The organism is Microbispora sp. NBRC 16548 (assembly GCF_030268985.1).
GTDB classification, from domain to species: Bacteria; Actinomycetota; Actinomycetes; order Streptosporangiales; family Streptosporangiaceae; genus Microbispora; species Microbispora catharanthi.
Genome location: NZ_BSSF01000019.1, coordinates 25,378 through 41,232 on the forward strand (window position 1 = coordinate 25,378; position 15,855 = coordinate 41,232).

At 72.3% G+C, this 15,855-nt stretch carries 16 protein-coding genes and 1 riboswitch; of the genes, 9 read left to right on the top strand and 7 right to left on the bottom strand.

The window, feature by feature from the left end; all coding sequences use genetic code 11:
• The first annotated feature begins 7 nt into the window (after positions 1 to 7).
• Positions 8 to 517 (top strand): GNAT family N-acetyltransferase, encoded by a 510-nt coding sequence (locus QSK36_RS37045; protein ID WP_285785601.1) that lies wholly within the window; start codon positions 8 to 10, stop codon positions 515 to 517.
• Positions 518 to 526: 9 nt separating this feature from the next.
• On the opposite strand, the gene QSK36_RS37050 is transcribed toward QSK36_RS37045, so the two are convergent.
• Both QSK36_RS37050 and QSK36_RS37055 read right to left on the bottom strand, forming a co-directional pair.
• The gene (locus tag QSK36_RS37050; protein WP_352241575.1) at positions 527 to 979 is read right to left on the bottom strand and encodes an ATP-binding protein; all 453 of its coding nucleotides are present in this window, start codon (positions 977 to 979) and stop codon (positions 527 to 529) included.
• Positions 980 to 1,128: 149 nt separating this feature from the next.
• Positions 1,129 to 3,147 (bottom strand): sensor histidine kinase, encoded by a 2,019-nt coding sequence (locus QSK36_RS37055; RefSeq protein WP_285785602.1) that lies wholly within the window; start codon positions 3,145 to 3,147, stop codon positions 1,129 to 1,131.
• Positions 3,148 to 3,251: 104 nt separating this feature from the next.
• Here QSK36_RS37055 and QSK36_RS37060 point away from each other — a divergent pair, with 104 nt between their 5' ends.
• The 4 genes from QSK36_RS37060 (at position 3,252) to QSK36_RS37075 (ending at position 6,542) form a co-directional block, all read left to right on the top strand.
• Positions 3,252 to 3,812, top strand: a complete 561-nt coding sequence (locus tag QSK36_RS37060) for a methylated-DNA--[protein]-cysteine S-methyltransferase (RefSeq protein WP_183537976.1) — start codon at positions 3,252 to 3,254, stop codon at positions 3,810 to 3,812.
• Between the two features lie 247 nt (positions 3,813 to 4,059).
• Positions 4,060 to 5,202, top strand: a complete 1,143-nt coding sequence (locus QSK36_RS37065) for an ABC transporter permease (RefSeq protein WP_285785603.1) — start codon at positions 4,060 to 4,062, stop codon at positions 5,200 to 5,202.
• Positions 5,199 to 5,927 carry an ABC transporter ATP-binding protein gene (locus tag QSK36_RS37070; RefSeq protein ID WP_225898225.1) on the top strand — a complete coding sequence of 243 codons (729 nt, stop codon included), beginning with the start codon at positions 5,199 to 5,201 and terminating at the stop codon, positions 5,925 to 5,927. The genes QSK36_RS37065 and QSK36_RS37070 overlap by 4 nt, the downstream gene beginning before the upstream one ends.
• Positions 5,928 to 5,951: 24 nt before the next feature.
• Positions 5,952 to 6,542 (top strand): TetR/AcrR family transcriptional regulator, encoded by a 591-nt coding sequence (locus tag QSK36_RS37075; protein ID WP_183537978.1) that lies wholly within the window; start codon positions 5,952 to 5,954, stop codon positions 6,540 to 6,542.
• 18 nt (positions 6,543 to 6,560) lie between these two features.
• On the opposite strand, the gene QSK36_RS37080 is transcribed toward QSK36_RS37075, so the two are convergent.
• Both QSK36_RS37080 and QSK36_RS37085 read right to left on the bottom strand, forming a co-directional pair.
• The gene (locus QSK36_RS37080) at positions 6,561 to 7,901 is read right to left on the bottom strand and encodes a purine-cytosine permease family protein (RefSeq protein ID WP_285785604.1); all 1,341 of its coding nucleotides are present in this window, start codon (positions 7,899 to 7,901) and stop codon (positions 6,561 to 6,563) included.
• Positions 7,892 to 8,008: riboswitch (TPP riboswitch) on the bottom strand. Its footprint overlaps the gene before it by 10 nt.
• A gap of 55 nt (positions 8,009 to 8,063) precedes the next feature.
• On the bottom strand, positions 8,064 to 8,387 hold the full coding sequence (locus QSK36_RS37085; protein ID WP_142563707.1) for a rhodanese-like domain-containing protein: 324 nt from the start codon (positions 8,385 to 8,387) through the stop codon (positions 8,064 to 8,066).
• A gap of 194 nt (positions 8,388 to 8,581) precedes the next feature.
• Here QSK36_RS37085 and QSK36_RS37090 point away from each other — a divergent pair, with 194 nt between their 5' ends.
• Positions 8,582 to 9,460 (top strand): alpha/beta fold hydrolase, encoded by an 879-nt coding sequence (locus QSK36_RS37090; protein ID WP_352241579.1) that lies wholly within the window; start codon positions 8,582 to 8,584, stop codon positions 9,458 to 9,460.
• Positions 9,461 to 9,497: 37 nt separating this feature from the next.
• Here QSK36_RS37090 and QSK36_RS37095 read toward each other — a convergent pair whose 3' ends face one another.
• The gene (locus QSK36_RS37095) at positions 9,498 to 10,376 is read right to left on the bottom strand and encodes an Fpg/Nei family DNA glycosylase (RefSeq protein WP_285785605.1); all 879 of its coding nucleotides are present in this window, start codon (positions 10,374 to 10,376) and stop codon (positions 9,498 to 9,500) included.
• Between the two features lie 22 nt (positions 10,377 to 10,398).
• On the bottom strand, positions 10,399 to 11,004 hold the full coding sequence (locus QSK36_RS37100) for a TenA family protein (protein ID WP_285785606.1): 606 nt from the start codon (positions 11,002 to 11,004) through the stop codon (positions 10,399 to 10,401).
• A gap of 43 nt (positions 11,005 to 11,047) precedes the next feature.
• On the opposite strand from QSK36_RS37100, the gene QSK36_RS37105 reads away from it, so the two are divergent.
• A complete protein-coding gene (locus tag QSK36_RS37105; protein ID WP_285785607.1) occupies positions 11,048 to 11,698 on the top strand; it encodes a GOLPH3/VPS74 family protein in 651 nt (216 codons plus the stop codon).
• 52 nt (positions 11,699 to 11,750) lie between these two features.
• Here the strand turns inward: QSK36_RS37105 and QSK36_RS37110 are convergent, their stop codons facing one another.
• Positions 11,751 to 13,004 (bottom strand): LCP family protein, encoded by a 1,254-nt coding sequence (locus QSK36_RS37110; protein WP_285785608.1) that lies wholly within the window; start codon positions 13,002 to 13,004, stop codon positions 11,751 to 11,753.
• Between the two features lie 254 nt (positions 13,005 to 13,258).
• On the opposite strand from QSK36_RS37110, the gene QSK36_RS37115 reads away from it, so the two are divergent.
• Entirely contained in the window at positions 13,259 to 14,743 is a 1,485-nt protein-coding gene (locus QSK36_RS37115) for a hemolysin family protein (RefSeq protein WP_285785609.1), read from the top strand.
• Entirely contained in the window at positions 14,740 to 15,744 is a 1,005-nt protein-coding gene (locus QSK36_RS37120) for a hemolysin family protein (RefSeq protein ID WP_139579642.1), read from the top strand. Before QSK36_RS37115 ends, QSK36_RS37120 begins: the two co-directional genes overlap by 4 nt.
• The last annotated feature ends 111 nt before the right edge of the window (positions 15,745 to 15,855 follow it).

Consider the following 15,855-nt stretch of genomic DNA (forward strand, 5'->3'; position numbering starts at 1 on the left):
TGACGGCATGACCCGTGACCACGTGATCGTGTCCTGGGCGGCGGGGGACACCGGCGGCGACGACCTGCGGGCGCTCCTGGCCGCCTACCACCTGCGGACCGAGGCCGAGAAGGGCGTCCCGGTGGCCGGCCCTGCGCACCTGCCCGAGCGCTATCGGGTGGAGGTCGAGGACCCGGGCGCGGCGTTCGCGGACGACGTCGTGCTAGTCGCGCGCCGCGGGGACGCCGCGATCGGCTGCGTGGTGCTCGCGGCGCCCGTCGAGGGGCGGGCGGAGATCAAACGGCTGTGGGTCGATCCGGGCGAGCGCGGCAGGGGCGTGGCCGGCGCGCTCGTCCGCGCCGCGCTCACCCGGGCGCACGCGACCGGCCTGCGGTCGGTACGGCTGTCGGTGTGGCGCTGGCGGACGACGGCGATCGCCCTCTACGAACGGCTCGGCTTCGTCGTCACCGAGTCGTGGGACTCCCGGGACGACCTGGTCTGCATGGAGCACGCCTTCGGAGGCGGAGGCGGAGCGTAGCGGCGGGCCTCAGCCGACCTCGCGCAGCACCGGGGTTTCGGACAGCTCGGGATGCCCGTTTGGGGCGGGCCATGAGGCGGAGACGACGGCCCAGACAGTGGTCGCCTCCTCCTCGTGCCTGACCCCCCAGCGCTCGGCGAGGTATTCGACGATGCCGAGCCCACGGCCGCCGAGGGACGACAGTGTCGGGCGACCGGCACGGGGTTCCGTATACGCGCCGCCGTCGCTCACGGCCACCTCGACCTGGGTGTCCGAGCAGAGCCACGCCACTTTGAGCTGGCCGGACGGGAGAGGGTGGGCGTGGCGCAGCGCGTTGCTCAGCAGTTCGCTCATGATCAGAACGACGTCGTCGACGGCGGTGGCGAGCAGCCCCGCGTTCGAAAGTTCGGCGCTGAGGCGCTGACGTGCGACGGCGACGCTCGACGGTGCGTACGGCAGCATCACGACGCTCGACGCACTCACCTCCCCGTTCCCCCGTTTCTGCTGCACGAGCCAGTACGACCGAAATGCCCCGCTTACTCGGCCGGGAAACCGTGCCCCGGATCACAGCTTGTGCACATTGGACAATAGTTCAGTGCTTAAGTGGTGACGCCACGCTCCGATCTGTCTTATCAGGATGAAGATCCTGCCGAGGTCAACACCAGCCGCATGCGGGTTCCCCCGCCGGATCGGGGCAGCGCGGCGACGTCTCCGCCCTGGGCGCGGGCGAGGTTGCGCACGATGTAGAGCCCGAGCCCGACCCCGCCGAATCTGCGCCGGTTGCCGCTGTCGGCCTGGACGAACCGCTCGAAGATCCGCTCCCGGTCGCCCGCCGCGATGCCCACTCCCTCGTCGTCCACCACCAGCACGACCCGGTCGTCCTCCGGCCACGCCTCGACCCGGATCAGGCCGCCGTCCGGGGAGTACTTGAACGCGTTCTCCAGGAGCTGGGCCAGAAGGATGTCGGTGGCCAGCGCGTCCCCGTACACGAAGGGGAGATCGGGCGGGATGTCCACCTCCAGCCGGTGCCGGTCGGACAGGACCGGCAGCCCGAGCGTCGCCGCGTGCACCCGGGCGGCCAGGTCGAAGGGCTCGACCCTGACCTTCAGCTCCTCCGCCCCCGCCCGCGCGCCGAGCAGCAGGTGGTCCATGAGCTGCCCGAGCGAGCGGGCGCGCTCGGCGATCGTGTGGACCGCCGACCGCCGCTCCTCGTCGGACAGGTGGTCCCAGCGGGAGTCGAGCGTGCTGGCGAAGCCGTGGACGATCGTGATCGGCGTACGCAGCTCGTGGCTGGTGGTGGCGAGGAACAGGTCCTTGGCCTCCTCCAGCTCCTTGGCCCGGGTCACGTCGCGGAAGTCGACGACGGTCTCCCCCGTCTCCCGGATCTCCGCGCACAGCACGTCGAGCCATCGGCCGGACGGAAGCTGGAAGGTGAGCTTCTCCCCCGGTGCCGGCAGCGGGAAGGGCAACGGCCTCCCGATGACCCGGTCCGCCGGGTGGCCGGTCAGCTCGGCCGCCGCGGGATTCCACCGGACGACCGCGCCCGCGCCGTCCAGCACCGCGATGCCGTCGGCGCTGGCGTCGAAGACGGCCCGCTCGTGGGCGCGCTGCCGCACCGCGTCCTGGTACGCCATGGCGTTGGCGACCGCGATCCCGGCGTGTCCGGCCAGCAGTTCGAGCAGTTCGAGCTCCAGATGGCTCGCCTTGCGCCGGGCGAACAACGCGTAGAGCGCTCCATAGGGACGCCCGCCCACGGCGGCGATGCCGACGGCGATCGTGTGCAGGCCGGGCAGACGCGCCCAGATCAGGTCCTGGAAGCCCTCTGGGCCGGTCTCGAGCAGCACGGTCTTGCCGGTGCGCAGCAGCTTGGCGACCAGGCTGGTGTGCAGCCCGGCGGTGGCCCCGCGCAGCGTCTCGGGCAACTGGTGGACGCCGACCAGGCGCAGCCGCTCTCCCTCGATGGACACAAAACCGCCGGCGTCGGCGCCGGTCAGCTCGGTCAGGCTCGCGGCGATGCGGTCGAGCACGACGGGCAGGTCGAGCTCGGCGTTGATGTCGCCGACCACGTCGGTCAGCCGCCGCACCAGGCGGGCACGCCGCACCATCCTGCCGTGCGCGGCGTCGTCGTCCTCTGCGGCGTGGTAGACGCTCACGTATCCGAGCAGGGCACCGCCCGGCGAGCACAAGGCGCTCGTGTCCACCCGCAGGTCGAGCAGCCGCCCGTCGCGGTGGAGGCGCTTGGTGGTCAGCGACACCCGGCCGCCCGCGCGTACGCGTTCGAGCACGGCGTTGTGCTCGGCCATCAGCTCGTCGGGCACGATCGGGGCCCGCCTGCCCAGCAGATCGGACGCGGGCCAGCCGAACAGCCGCTCGGCCGCGGCGTTCCAGCTCAGCACGGCCAGGTCGCGGTCGAGCGCGACGATCGCGTCGGGGGAGCCGGCCAGGACCGCACGCGCGAGGCCCTCCTCGGCGTCGCCGAAGCCCGCGTCGCCGAAGCCCGCGTCATCGAAGGCCGCATCACCGAAGGCCGCATCACCGAGGGCCGCGTCACCGAGGGCCGCGTCACCGAAAGCCGTGACATCCGCAGCCACGGCGTCCGGGACCGCGGGGGCGAGGTCCGCCGCCCGGCCGTCCATGCTGCTGTCACCCACGTCCCCATCGTGCCTTCTTTCACCTTTTGATCTTGGGGTTTTCCGTCACCTCGCGACCGCTCCGATACGCTGCCTGCACGCAGAGAAGAGAAAGTGGGGCGCCCATGTCCACCGAGGACCTCGAAGCCCTGCTCCGCGTGACCTCGCCGGGCTACGTCGGCGTGGCCCCGCCCGAGGTCGCCTTCGGCACCATGGACGCGCCGGTGGGCCGCCTGGTCCTCGCGGTGACCGCACGCGGCGTGCTGGCCTGCACCTACGAGGACGAGCACGAGGTCTTCGCCCGGGTCTCCCGCGCCGTGGGCTCGTTCATCGGGCCCGACCCGCGCCGCATCGATCCCCTGCGCAGGGAACTGGACGCCTACTTCACCGGCAGGCTGCGCACCTTCTCCCTCTCGGTGGACCTGCGCCTGGTCACCGGCTTCAGCCGTACGGTGATCCAGCTCATGCCGGCCGTGCCGTACGGCAGCGTCACCACCTACCAGGAGATCGCCGAGCGGATCGGCCGGCCGCAGGCGCCCCGCGCGGTGGCCAACGCCCTGGCCGGCAACCCGGTCTGCCTGCTCCTGCCGTGTCACCGGGCGGTGGAGGGCCCCGGTGCGCTGGGCGGGTACGCCGGCGGCCCGGCGGCCAAGGAGCACCTGCTCCGCCTGGAGGGCGCTCTCTAGTCACTCCGGCGGGTGGCGTCTTCGGGTTTCACCGGGAAAGCGGCCGATGACCTTGACGCGCGGTTCTCGCCGAAGGCGCGCTCGATCACGCCGGAATGGCCGGACACGCTTGCGGTGCCTGGCGGGGATGCTCCACGGACCACGGGGCGGTCCAATCTTTCCGACGCGCCGTTGGTATGTTACCAACGGCGCGTCGGCAACTCGGGGCGCTCGTCGTCCCTGAAATCCCTGCCTTTCAAGGAGTGCCATGTTCCTGGCCTGGCGCGAGCTGGTCTTCGCCCGCGCACGCTTCGGCCTGATGGGCGGAGTCGTCGCCCTCATCGCGATCCTCGTCGTGCTGCTGTCCGGCCTCTCCTCCGGGCTCGTCAACGACGGCGTCTCCGGGCTCCAGCGGTTGCCCGTCACCGCGTTCGCCTTCGCCGAGGGCACCAAGACCGACTCCGCCTTCTCCCGCAGCACCGTCAACGTGAACCAGGCCGAGGCGTGGAAGGGCCGCGACGACGTCGGCGACGCCGCGCCGTTCGGCAACATGCTGGTCAACGCCAAGGCCAAGACCGCCGGCGGCGCCCAGGTGCCGATCGACCTGGCCCTGTTCGGCGTCGACCCCGGCTCCTTCCTCGCACCCGCCGTCTCCGGCGGCACCGGACTCGGCGACCCCGACGGGATCGTGGTCAGCGAGACCGTCCTGGACGAGGGCGTGGCCATCGGCGACACCGTCGTCATCGACCGTCTGGGCACCCGGCTCAAGGTCGTCGGCACCACGGGCGACCAGCGCACCTTCGGGCATGTCGACGTGGCGTACCTGCCGTTGCACACCTGGCAGCAGGTGCACGCGGGCGCCGGGCCGGGGGACGAGGTGCGTGACGGGGCGTACGAGGAGGCCACGGCCATCGCCCTGCGCGCACGGGACGGAGACCGGATCGACCTGCCGGGCGGCGACGCCGCGGCGGGCACCACGAGCATGACGCTCAAGGAGTCCTTCAGCGCCTCCCCCGGCTACTCCGCCGAGACCTCCACGCTCACGCTGATCCAGGTCTTCCTGTACGCCATCTCCGCGCTCGTCGTCGGGACGTTCTTCACCGTGTGGACGATCCAGCGCAAGCACGAGCTCGCCGTCATACGGGCCATGGGCGCCTCGACCGGCTACCTCATGCGGGACACGATGATCCAGGCGACCGTCATCCTGACCGTGTCCACCGCCGTGGGCTTCCTGCTGGGGGTGGGGGGCGGCACGCTGCTCACCACGACCCCCATGCCGTTCCTCCTGGAGGTGGGCCCGCTCGTCCTCGCCGCCCTGCTCCTCATCGGCCTCGGCCTCGCCGGTGCCGTGGCGGCCGTGGGCCGCATCGTCCGCGTCGACCCGCTCGCAGCCCTGGGAGGGCAAAGATGACCGCCGGCAGCTCCACGTCCCCCCGTCCGGCCGCCCGCCGGGCAGGCGCCCAGGAACGCGGCGGCCTGCTGGTGGAGGGCGTCACCCTGACCCTCGGCGACGGCGACGCCACGGTCACCGCGCTCGACGACGTCAACCTCGACGTGGCGTCCGGCGAGTTCGTCGCCATCGTCGGACCGTCCGGCTCCGGCAAGTCGAGCCTGCTCGCCGTCGCCGGCGCGCTCACCACGCCGGACACCGGCCGGGTCCTGCTCGACGGCGTCGACATCTCCCGGGCGAGCGCCCGGGAGAAGGCCCGCCACCGCCGCGAACGGATCGGGTTCGTCTTCCAGTCCGGCAACCTCATCCCGGCCCTAACCGCGCTCGACCAGCTCCGCTTCGCGCTCGACGTGGCGGGCAAGCGCGCGGGTGACGGTCACGACCCGCGGGAGCTGCTCGACCGCGTCGGCATGGGGCACCGCGCCGGGCACCGCCCCCACCAGTTGTCCGGCGGCGAGCGGCAGCGCGTGGGCATCGCCCGCGCCCTCGTCACCCGCCCGGCCGTGCTGCTGGTGGACGAGCCGACCGCCGCGCTGGACCGCGCCCGCAGTGACGACATCGTCACGTTGCTCGCACACGAGACGCACGAGTCCGCGGTCGCGACGATCATGGTCACCCACGATCACGACGTGCTCGGTCACTGCGATCGTGTCCTGTCGATGGTGGATGGGAGACTGTCGGAGTAGGCCGACCATGGTGGAGGAGAGCAGGTGCCACGCATTCAGGCGTCGACCGTCGCCGAGCATCGGGCCGCCCAGCACCGGGCGCTGCTCGACGCCGCCAGGGAGATCCTCGCGGAGACCGGCCGGCCACCGACCCTGACCCGGGTCGCGGCGCGCGCCGGGCTGGCCCGGCCCAGTCTCTACCAGTACTTCCGGTCCTCGGAGGACCTGCTCAACGCGCTGGTGGAGGACGTCTTCCCCCGCTGGTCGGCCGGGGTCGCCGCCGCGATGGACGCCGCCGCGACCCCGGCCGACCGCGTACTCGCCTACGTGCTGACCAACTTCGAGCTCATCAACGAGGGTGAGCACGCGCTGGCCACCGTCCTTGCGGAGGTCGCGCCGGGCGACACGGTCGCCGAGCAGAGCCGTGCCATGCACCAGCAGCTCCTGGAGCCGCTCGTGGAGGCGCTGCGCCACCTCGGCGTCTCCGCGGTGCCCGAGACAGCAGAGATGATCAACGCGATCGTGTTCGCCGGGTCCCGGCTGATCGAGTCCGGCAGCGACCTGCAGACCACCTGGGAGTCCGCGCGGGCCCTGCTGGAGCCGTTCGTGCGTTCGGCGGGCACGACGACGTCCTGACGCGGGGCCGTCTCGTCTTCAACGGCGCGACCGTAGGCGGCGGGCCGGGAGGGACAGCGCCACGGTCGCCAGCCCGGCGACGAGGAACGCGGCGAGCGCCGCGTTCATCCACGGCTGGTGGACGAACCCGAGGGCGAGGCGGACCTCGGTCCAGATCCCGTCCCACCAGCCGACGGTCGGGGTGGAGGTCACGATCCAGTACGCCGCGAACCCGAGGATCCACGGCACGATCATGAGCCAGCGGGAGGGGGCGTCCTCGGCCGTGTTCCACCGGGCGGCCCCGCCGAGCAGGAAGTAGTCCACCACGAGCACGGCGAACATCGGCACGAACACCGCCCCGATCACGCTCAGGAACGCGCCGTAGGAGTTCACGTCGGCGAACAGCGCGATCAGCGTGGTGAGCACGCCGATCACGACCGAGATCGCCCGGCGGTCCCAGCGCGGCGCGAGGTTCTGGATCGACACGGTCGTCGAGTAGACGTTCGCGAACGACTGGTCGGCCTCACGCAGCACCAGGATGCCGAAGAACACGACCCCGAGAGGGGCGGCCACGAACGGGTCCCACACCTTGTCCCCGTCGTTGCCGACCAGGGCGAGCGCGGCGATGCCGAGGGCCAGGCAGGCCACCTGGGCGATCGTGTATCCCGCGACGACACCGGTGAACGCCGCGCCGCTCGACCGCGAGTGCCTGGCGTAGTCGGCGGCCATCGGCACCCACGACACCGACAGCGCGATGACGTAGTCGACGGCCGGGGCGAAGGCGTCCCAGGAGCCGCCCCCCACGGACGGCCCCTGCCGGAACAGGGCGATCGACAGCCAGATCATCGCGATCACCACACCCGCCGTGACGTACCGCCGCAGCAGCCGCAGCGCGCCGAGCGGCCGGATCGTCAGCGCGATCGTCAGCGCGCCCGCCGCGACCGCCCACACCGCGTACGGCACCGCCGGGCCGAACAGCGCCTGCGCGCCGTTGGCGATGACCCACAGCTCGAAGGCGCCCCAGCCGAGCATCTGCACGATGTTCAGCACGGTCGGGATGTACGAGAGCCGGGCCCCGAACAGGCCGCGCAGCAGCACCATCGCGGGCCGCCCGGTGCGTACGCCGGGGATCGCGGCAAGGCCGACCATCGCCGTCCCGAGCAGGCTGCCGACGACGGCGGCGAGCACCGCCGCGGTGAACGTGAGCGGTTTGCCGCCCAGCGGGTCGAGCAGGAACAGCGCCCCCGAGAAGCCGAGGAGGCTGACGCCGAGGTTGGCCCAGAAGGCGCCCTGGTCGAGCAGGCCCAGGGTTCTCGGGGCCTCCTCGTCCAGAGTGAGCGGAACCTCCGCGTGCGCGTCGTCGACGACGGCAGAAGTCATCACACGCTCCCTACGCCGGCATTATCCGGACAGGTTCATGCGGTCGGCGGCACGATGTGGATCCGCCCTCTCAGCCCGGTCACGCCCGAGCTCCCGCGGGTATTGATGATGTCTTGGGGATTATGACACTTCTTTGACCGTTTTCCTACGCCGCCCCTGTCCCTACGCCACGTAGGGCGCCTCCCCGGTCTCGCTCACCATCGGACGCCCGACCGCGGCCCAGGACCGCATGCCGCCGTCCACGTTCACGGCGTCCCGGCCGATGTGGTTGAGCCACATCGCGGCGTGCGCCGACCGGCCGCCGACCCGGCAGACCACGTACACCGGCCGGTCGTGCGGCACCTCGTCCACCCGCACCTGCAGCTCGCCGAGCGGGATGTGGACGGCGCCGGGGGCGTGACCGGCCACCCACTCCTCGTTCTCGCGGACGTCCAGCAGGTACGCGTCCTCGGGCAGTGCGTCGGGGGCGATTTCCGGCAATGTCATGCGCCCATTCTGACGGCACACCACCGATGCCCGGGCCCATGTGGCGAGCTGTGACCCACGGTGATCCGCGGGCCGCATCGACACGGTCGTTTGTCATCCAAACTTCCCCATCCCTCCCTCAGTAACGTATGTTAGAGAGCGATAAATGACAATCGCGGCCGCCATGTGCGGTCCGCTCCGACGGGAGGCCGACGGTGAACGATGTGGTGCGGCGCGCGGCCGGCGGTGCGGGCGCCATGACGATCTACAAGTCCGAGGCCGGTCGGCGCGAGCTCCTCGACCACTACCGGCAGGTGCTGGACGCCTGGCCGATCCCGGCCGAGCACGTACGGGTGCCGACTCGCGAGGGCGAGACCTTCGTCCACGTCTGCGGCCCCCCGGACGCGCCGCCTCTCGTGCTGCTGCACGGCTCGGGCGCGAACGCCTCGATGTGGCGGGGAGACGTCCCCACCTGGTCCCGGCACTTCCGCACGTACGCCGTCGACCTGGTCGGCGAGCCGGGCCTGAGCGCGCCCTCGCGCCCCGCCCTGGACTCCGGCGCCGTGTCACTCTGGCTCGACGACGTGCTGCAGGGGCTCGGGATCGCCGGCGCCGCGTTCGTCGGCACCTCCCTCGGCGGCTGGACGGCCCTGGACTACGCCGTCCGCCGTCCGGAACGAGTGACTCGACTGGCCCTGATATGCCCCGGCGGCGTGGGGCGGCAGAAGGTCGGCTGGATCTTCAAGGCCCTGCTGACCGGCCCGTTCCGACGTGGTGGACTACGCGAGTCGGCGATGGCCGTCGCGGGCCTCGACGGGGAGAGGGACCGGCAGGCGCTCGACGCCGTCGTCCTGACGTTCACGCACTTCAACCCGCGCAGGGAGAAGCTCCCGGTGTTCCCCGACGACGCGTTGCGGGGCCTCACCATGCCCGTACTCGTCATCGCCGGCGACCGCGACGCCATGATCGACTCTCGCCAGACCGTGCGGCGCGTCCGTGAGTGCGTCCCGCACGCGACCGTGAACCTGCTCCCCCGGACCGGTCACGCCATCTTCGGCCAGGCCGAGCCGATCGCCGAGTTCCTCCGGGCCTGACGTGAACCCGCCGAAGGTGGGGTCGCTCCTCACGGGCCTACTTGAGCAGGCGCGACAGGCGGCGGTCGGCCAGCGGCTTGCCGCCGGTCTGGCAGGTCGGGCAGTACTGCAGCGACGAGTCGGCGAACGACACCTCCCTGATCGTGTCGCCGCACACCTCGCACGCCTCGCCCGTACGGCCGTGCACGCGCAGGCCCGACTTCTTCTCCGACTTGAGGTCCTTGGCGGCCAGCCCCCTGGCCCGCCCGACCGCGTCCCGCAGCGTGCTCACGATCGCGTCGTGCAGGTCGGCGACCTGGCCGTCCGTCAGCGTTCCGGCGATCTTGAAGGGGGACATCTTCGCGACGTGCAGCACCTCGTCGGAGTAGGCGTTGCCGATGCCCGCGATCACCTTCTGGTCCCGCAGCAGGCCCTTGATCTGCGCGCGGCTCCCGCCCACGATCGTCTTGAGCAGGTCCGGCGTGAAACCCTCGGCCAGCGGGTCGGGCCCGAGCCCGGCGACGCCGGGAACGTCCTCCGGATCGCGCACCACGTAGACGGCCAGGCGCTTCTGCGTGCCCGCCTCGGTCAGCTCGAACCCGGGGGCGCGGCCGTCCTCGCCCGGCGACAGCCGCACCCGCACCGCGAGCGGGCCCTTGCCCGGCCGCACCGGTTTCGCGCCGGTGAGGTCGTCGCGCCAGCGCAGCCAGCCGCCGCGGGCCAGATGGGTGACGAAGTGCAGGCCGTCGCAGTCGACGTCGAGGAACTTGCCGTGCCGCGCCACACCGGTGACGAGCAGTCCGGCGAGCGCGGTGACGGGCGGGTCGACCGTCTTGAGCGCCTGGAAGGCGGTCACGTCGACCCCGACGACGGCATGGCCGACGGCGTGCTCGCGAAGGAACTCGGCGAGCGCCTCGACCTCGGGCAGCTCCGGCATGCCCTCACACTAACCCGGCCGGTTAGGGGACGTCCCAGAACGCGAGCTCGTGCTCCATGCCGCGAACGAACAGCTCCCGGGCGCGTGCCGGGCCCGGAGCCGCCTGGTCGATCATGACGGCGATACGCGCGGCGAGGGCGGCGAACCCGGGGTCGGCGTAGGTGTCCACCCAGGCCCGATAGCGCGGTTCGGCGGGCGGGTCGGCGGCCAGGATCCGGCCGAGCGTCGAGTAGCCCCACATGCAGGGGTAGAGAGCCGCCAGCCCCTCGCCGTAGTCCGCCGCCGACTCCAGCAGGAACGAGGTGTACGCCGCGCAGGCCGGGCCCTTCACCGCACCGTCGAGGTCGGCGCCGAAGCCGGCCGCCAGCGACCGGTGCAGGTCGAGCTCGTCGTGCCACGTCGCGTACGCCAGGTCGACCAGGTCGCCGAGGTGGGCGTCCGGAGCCTGCCAGGCCAGCCGCGAGAACACCCGGACGTAGTCGAGCAGGAACAGGTAGTCCTGCTCCAGCCATGACCGGAAGACCGCCTCGGGCAGGTCGCCCGCCGAGATGCCGCGTACGGTCGGGTGCGCGAGCTGGGCGTCCAGCATCGGCCGCCCGATGGCGTGCAGGTCCGCAGAGATTCCCATAAGGGCTCATTGTGACCGTAATCCGCGAGTTAGGCTCGACTGCGTGACACTGACGATCGCCGAGGAAGTGCTGCTACTGGCCTACCGGGAGGACACCGGCAAGCCGATCATCGGGTCGGTGGAGCTCGACTGCGCCCTGGCCGGGGCCCTGCTCGCGGATCTGGCCGTACGCCGCCGGGTGGACCTCGACGGCGCGAAGGTCGTGCCCGTCGATCCCACCCCGGTGGGCGATGAGGAGCTGGACGCGGCGCTCACCCGCATCGCCGAGGAGCGCGGTCCGCGCAAGGCCGACTGGTGGGTGGGCAAGCTCCGCGCGGGCAGGCTGCGCAAGCGGCTGCTGACCCGTCTGGCCGCCCGGGGCGTGCTGAGCGAGCAGGAGGGCAAGATCCTGGGGATCTTCCCCACCACGCGCTATCCCGAGCTCGACCCGAGCCACGAGCAGGGCGTGCGGGAGCGCGTCCAGAACGTGCTGGCCGGAGCCGAGCCGGACGAGCGGACGGCGGTCCTGATCGCGGTCATGCACGCGGCCAAGCTCGACCGCAAGGCGTTCCCCGACGCGCAGAAGGGCCGGATCAAGGAGATCGCCGAGGGACAGTGGACCGCCGAGGCGGTCCGCAAGACGATCGCCTCGATCCACGCCGCCGTGGCCGCCGCCACCACCGCCGCGACGGTCGCCGCCACCGCGGGGAGCTGACCCCTGCCGCTCGTGCCGCGCACGTCGTGCGCCCGCGCGAGCGGCGGTCCCCCTACTTGGTGATGACGTCCTTGGGCACCTGCTTGTCGGCGGCCAGCGCCTCAAACAGGCGCAGCGCCTTCTGGGTGTCCCACTTGACCACCGCCTGGCCGCCGATCGTCGGCAGCGAGCCGATCGGCACGGCGGTCGCGACGGGCCCCTCGCGCATGGCCATGCCGACCGACAGCAGGTCGAACAGGCCGCTGCCGGGGTCGACGGAGACCGAGTCGGCCGCGCTCAGCGCCAGCGGGACCGAGGTGAACGGGTTGATCAGCGTGCCCGGGCTCGCGGCCTTCTGCACGACGGCCGAGAAGAACTGGCGCTGCCGCTGGGTGCGCTCGAAGTCGGGGATGGCGCCGGTGGCCCTGGTGCGCACGTAGCCGAGCGCGGTGCCGCCGTCCATGTCCTGGCAGCCCTTCTTCAGGTTGATCCCGGCCTTCGGGTCCTTGATGTCCTGCTTCACGCAGATGTTGACCCCGCCGATCGCGTCCACGATGCCGACGAAACCGCCGAAGCCGATCTCCATGTAGTGGTCGATTCGGATGCCGGTCACCCGCTCGACCGTCTTGGCCAGCAGCTCCGGGCCGCCGAAGGCGTACGCCGCGTTCAGCTTGCCGCTGCCGTGCCCCTCGATCGGGACGTACGAGTCACGGGGCAGGCTGACCAGGGTGGGCCGGCCGCTCTCGGGGATGTGCAGCAGCATCATCGTGTCGGTGCGCTTGCCGACGGCCTTCCCTGTGGCCAGCTTCTTGCGCTGTGCGGCCGTCAGGCCCGCCCGGCTGTCGGACCCGACCAGCAGCCAGTCCTGGCCCGGCGTCTCGGCGGGCCGCCCGTCGTAGTCGTTCAGCGACTCGACCGGCCGGAGCCGGGAGCCGATCCAGAAATATCCGGCGACGGCGGCGACGAGCAGGAGCACGACCACCACGACGACGACCCGCAGGACGATCCTGCCGGTCCGGCGCGGTCCGCGTCCGCCGCCGCGCACGGAGCCGTCGCGGCCCGTCGGCCCGCCGCCCCCGCCGTGCGGGGCGCTTCCCTGGTCCCCGGCCTCGTGCCTGCTCCCGCCGAGCGGGCGGACCGGGGCGCTGCCGGGACGCGGCTTGCCGTACACCTTGGACCGGGCGCGGGGGACCGTGTCCTCCCTGCCGGACCCCGCCGGAGCCGCCGGCTGAGGCTGTGCCGTCCGGGACGGGGCAGCCGGGGGCGGTGCTGCCGGGGGTTGGGCCGCACGCCGATAGGCACGGGTCGCCTCGTCCTCGTCGGCCACGTGAACCCCCAGCCCTCAGTGTCCTTGCGACTGCTTTGACCGCAGCGGCGAAAGTCTTTGCCGATGCGTCCCCTTCTTCACGGTACCCAGACGCCCTCTAAGCAGTCAGTAAAGGCTGCCGGGAAACACAGGAGAGATTCCAGCCGTTACGGTGGTATACCACCACGCGAAAGGATCGTCGTGTCCGTTCCGGACCCCTGGAGTACCTGCCCGTGCCCAGGCACGGGATCTCATGATCGCACGGCGGGCGCCCGATGAGCGCCGCCCTCGGCCTCCTGGCCGTCCTCCTTCTGACCCTGGCCACCGGATTCTTCGTGGCGCAGGAGTTCGCCTTCGTGGCCGCCGACCGGGGCACCCTTCGCGAGCAGGCGGCGGCCGGCGACGGCGCGGCGCGCCGGGCCCTCGACATCACCGGACGGCTGTCGTTCATGCTCTCCGGCGCGCAGCTCGGGATCACCGTCACCACCCTGCTGGTGGGCTTCATCGCCCAGCCCGCGATCGCCGGCGTGCTGCGCGGCCCGCTGGAGGCCGCCGGGCTGCCCGGCTCGGCCGTCCCCGGTGTCGCGGTGGCCCTCGGCGTCGCGATCGCCACCGTCGTGCAGATGATCCTCGGCGAGCTGGCCCCCAAGAACCTCGGCATCGCGCGGCCCGAGGACGTCGCGAAGGTCCTCTCCCGCCCGACGCACGTCTATCTCGTGGTCGCCGGGCCGGTCATCCGCCTGTTCGACGCCGCGGCCACCCGGCTCGTGCGCCTGTTCGGCATCGAGCCCGTGGAGGAGCTCGAACACGGCGCCACCCCCGAGGAGCTGTCGCGCATCGTGACGGAGTCGGCCGCGGCCGGCGAGCTGCCGCCCCGGCTGGCCGACACGCTGGAGCGTGCGCTGGAGTTCGGCGACCGTACCGCCGAGGACGTCATGGTCCCCCGCCCGCGCGTGGTCTCGCTGCGCGCCGAGTGGCCGGTCGACGAGTTCCTCGACGCCCTGCGCACGCACGGTCACTCCCGCTATCCGGTCCTGGGCACCGACGCCGACGACGTCGTCGGGGTGGCCGGGCTGCCCGAGTATCTGAAGGCCGGCTCTCCCTCCGGCGGGCTCGTCGGCGGCATCACCCGCGCGCCGCTGCTCGTCCCCGCGACCCTGCCGCTGCCCGAGCTGCTGCGGCGGATGACCTCCGCCGGTGAGACGTTCACCTGCGTGATCGACGAGTACGGCGGGCTGGCCGGCGTGGTGACGCTGGAGGACCTGGCCGAGGAGCTCGTCGGCGAGCTGGTGGACGAGAACGACCCCGAACCGCTCGGCGTCGTACGGCACGGCGAGGGCGTCTGGGACGTGCCGGGCACCCTCCGCCTCGACGAGGTCGAGCGCGCCACGCACGTACGGCTGCCGGAGAGCGAGGACTACGAGACCGTGGCCGGTCTCGTCCTCGCGCTCCTCGGCCGGATGGCCGAGCCCGGCGACCAGGTCGTCTCCCCCCTCGTGCCCGAGCCCCATCTCTTCGACGACGAGGACGACGACGCCGAGCGGGCCGTGCTCACGGTCCTGAGCGTGCGCCGCCGCGTCCCCGAGTGGGTGCGGGTGTCGACGCAGGCGCCGGCGGACGCACCGGCCGAGGCGCCGACGGACGCGGATGCGGAGGAGCGGCCGGAGCGGGAGAAGGCCCGCGCGGCGGCCCGCGGCGCGGGCGGCGCCGACTACGCCCCCGAGCTGTTCTCCGCACTGTTCCAGGGCAGGCCCGCATGAACTCTCTCACCGGCGTTCTGCTCGGCATAGTCCTGCTCGCCGTCAACGGGTTCTTCGTCGCGGCCGAGTTCGCCCTGGTCTCCGCCCGCCGCCACCGCCTGGAGGAGATCGCCGTCAGCGGCGGCCGGCTGGCCAAGGTCACGGCCCGCGCCGCGGTCAGGGGCGGGCGCGAGCTGTCGCTCATGCTCGCCGGGGCGCAGCTCGGCATCACACTGGCCTCCCTGGGCCTCGGCATGGTCGCCGAGCCCTCCATCGAGCATCTGATGGAGCCGGTGCTCACGCTGCTGCCGGAGACGCTGCGCACGCCCGTGGCGTACGTCGTGGCGCTCGCCCTGGTGACGTTCCTCCACATGGTCGTCGGCGAGATGGCGCCCAAGTCGCTGGCGCTCACGCACCCCGAGCGCGCCGCGATGGGGCTGGCGCTGCCGTTCCGCAGCTTCGCCTGGCTCGTCCGCCCGATCCTGGCCCTGCTGAACGCGCTGACCAACGGCATCCTGCGGCTGGCCGGCGTGCGGCCCCGCGACGAGCTGGCCACCACCCGCACACCCCGCCAGCTCGCCATGCTGGTCGCCGAGTCGGGCCGGATGGGCATGCTCGACCGCGACGAGCACGACCTGCTCACCCGCGCGCTACGGGTCCACTCCCAGCCGGTCGAGCGGCTGATGGTGCCCGTCGGCGAGGCGTCCTCGGTGCCCGCGAACGCCGACGACCTGCTCGTACGCCGGACGGCCGCGCGCGGCGGGAGCCTGCGCATGCTGGTCGTCACCCCCGACGACGTGGTCGGCGTGCTCCACGTGCGCGACGCGGTCCTTCAGCCGGGACACAGGGCAGGCGAGCTGGCGACCCCCGTCCCCCGCATGGCGAAGGACACCACGATCTCCGACGCCGTGACCCTGCTGCAGGAGGCCCGCGCGCAGCTCGGGCTCGTCACGGACGCCGGCGGCACGCCCGTCGGTGTGATCGATCTCACCACTCTGGTCGGCGAACTGCTCGTCGCCTGACGACTGTGTCTCCCGCTTCGCTCATCGAGGCGCTCAGACCCGCCGTCTTCCCTCGTCGTTCGGGAGCGGCGCGCCCGTCGCGTGAGCGGGCGCGCCGACCTGGGACGTCAC

Excerpts from the sequence above, each read along its gene's own strand:
- QSK36_RS37045 (WP_285785601.1), top strand. The coding sequence starts at position 8 with ATGACCCGTGACCACGTGATCGTGTCCTGGGCGGCGGGGGACACCGGC.
- QSK36_RS37120 (WP_139579642.1), top strand. The coding sequence starts at position 14,740 with ATGAACTCTCTCACCGGCGTTCTGCTCGGCATAGTCCTGCTCGCCGTC.
- QSK36_RS37085 (WP_142563707.1), bottom strand. The coding sequence starts at position 8,387 with ATGACATTGCCGGAAATCGCCCCCGACGCACTGCCCGAGGACGCGTAC.
- QSK36_RS37070 (WP_225898225.1), top strand. The coding sequence starts at position 5,199 with ATGACCGCCGGCAGCTCCACGTCCCCCCGTCCGGCCGCCCGCCGGGCA.
- QSK36_RS37080 (WP_285785604.1), bottom strand. The coding sequence starts at position 7,901 with ATGACTTCTGCCGTCGTCGACGACGCGCACGCGGAGGTTCCGCTCACT.
- QSK36_RS37095 (WP_285785605.1), bottom strand. The coding sequence starts at position 10,376 with ATGCCGGAGCTGCCCGAGGTCGAGGCGCTCGCCGAGTTCCTTCGCGAG.
- QSK36_RS37065 (WP_285785603.1), top strand. The coding sequence starts at position 4,060 with ATGTTCCTGGCCTGGCGCGAGCTGGTCTTCGCCCGCGCACGCTTCGGC.
- QSK36_RS37115 (WP_285785609.1), top strand. The coding sequence starts at position 13,259 with ATGAGCGCCGCCCTCGGCCTCCTGGCCGTCCTCCTTCTGACCCTGGCC.
- QSK36_RS37060 (WP_183537976.1), top strand. The coding sequence starts at position 3,252 with ATGTCCACCGAGGACCTCGAAGCCCTGCTCCGCGTGACCTCGCCGGGC.
- QSK36_RS37100 (WP_285785606.1), bottom strand. The coding sequence starts at position 11,004 with ATGGGAATCTCTGCGGACCTGCACGCCATCGGGCGGCCGATGCTGGAC.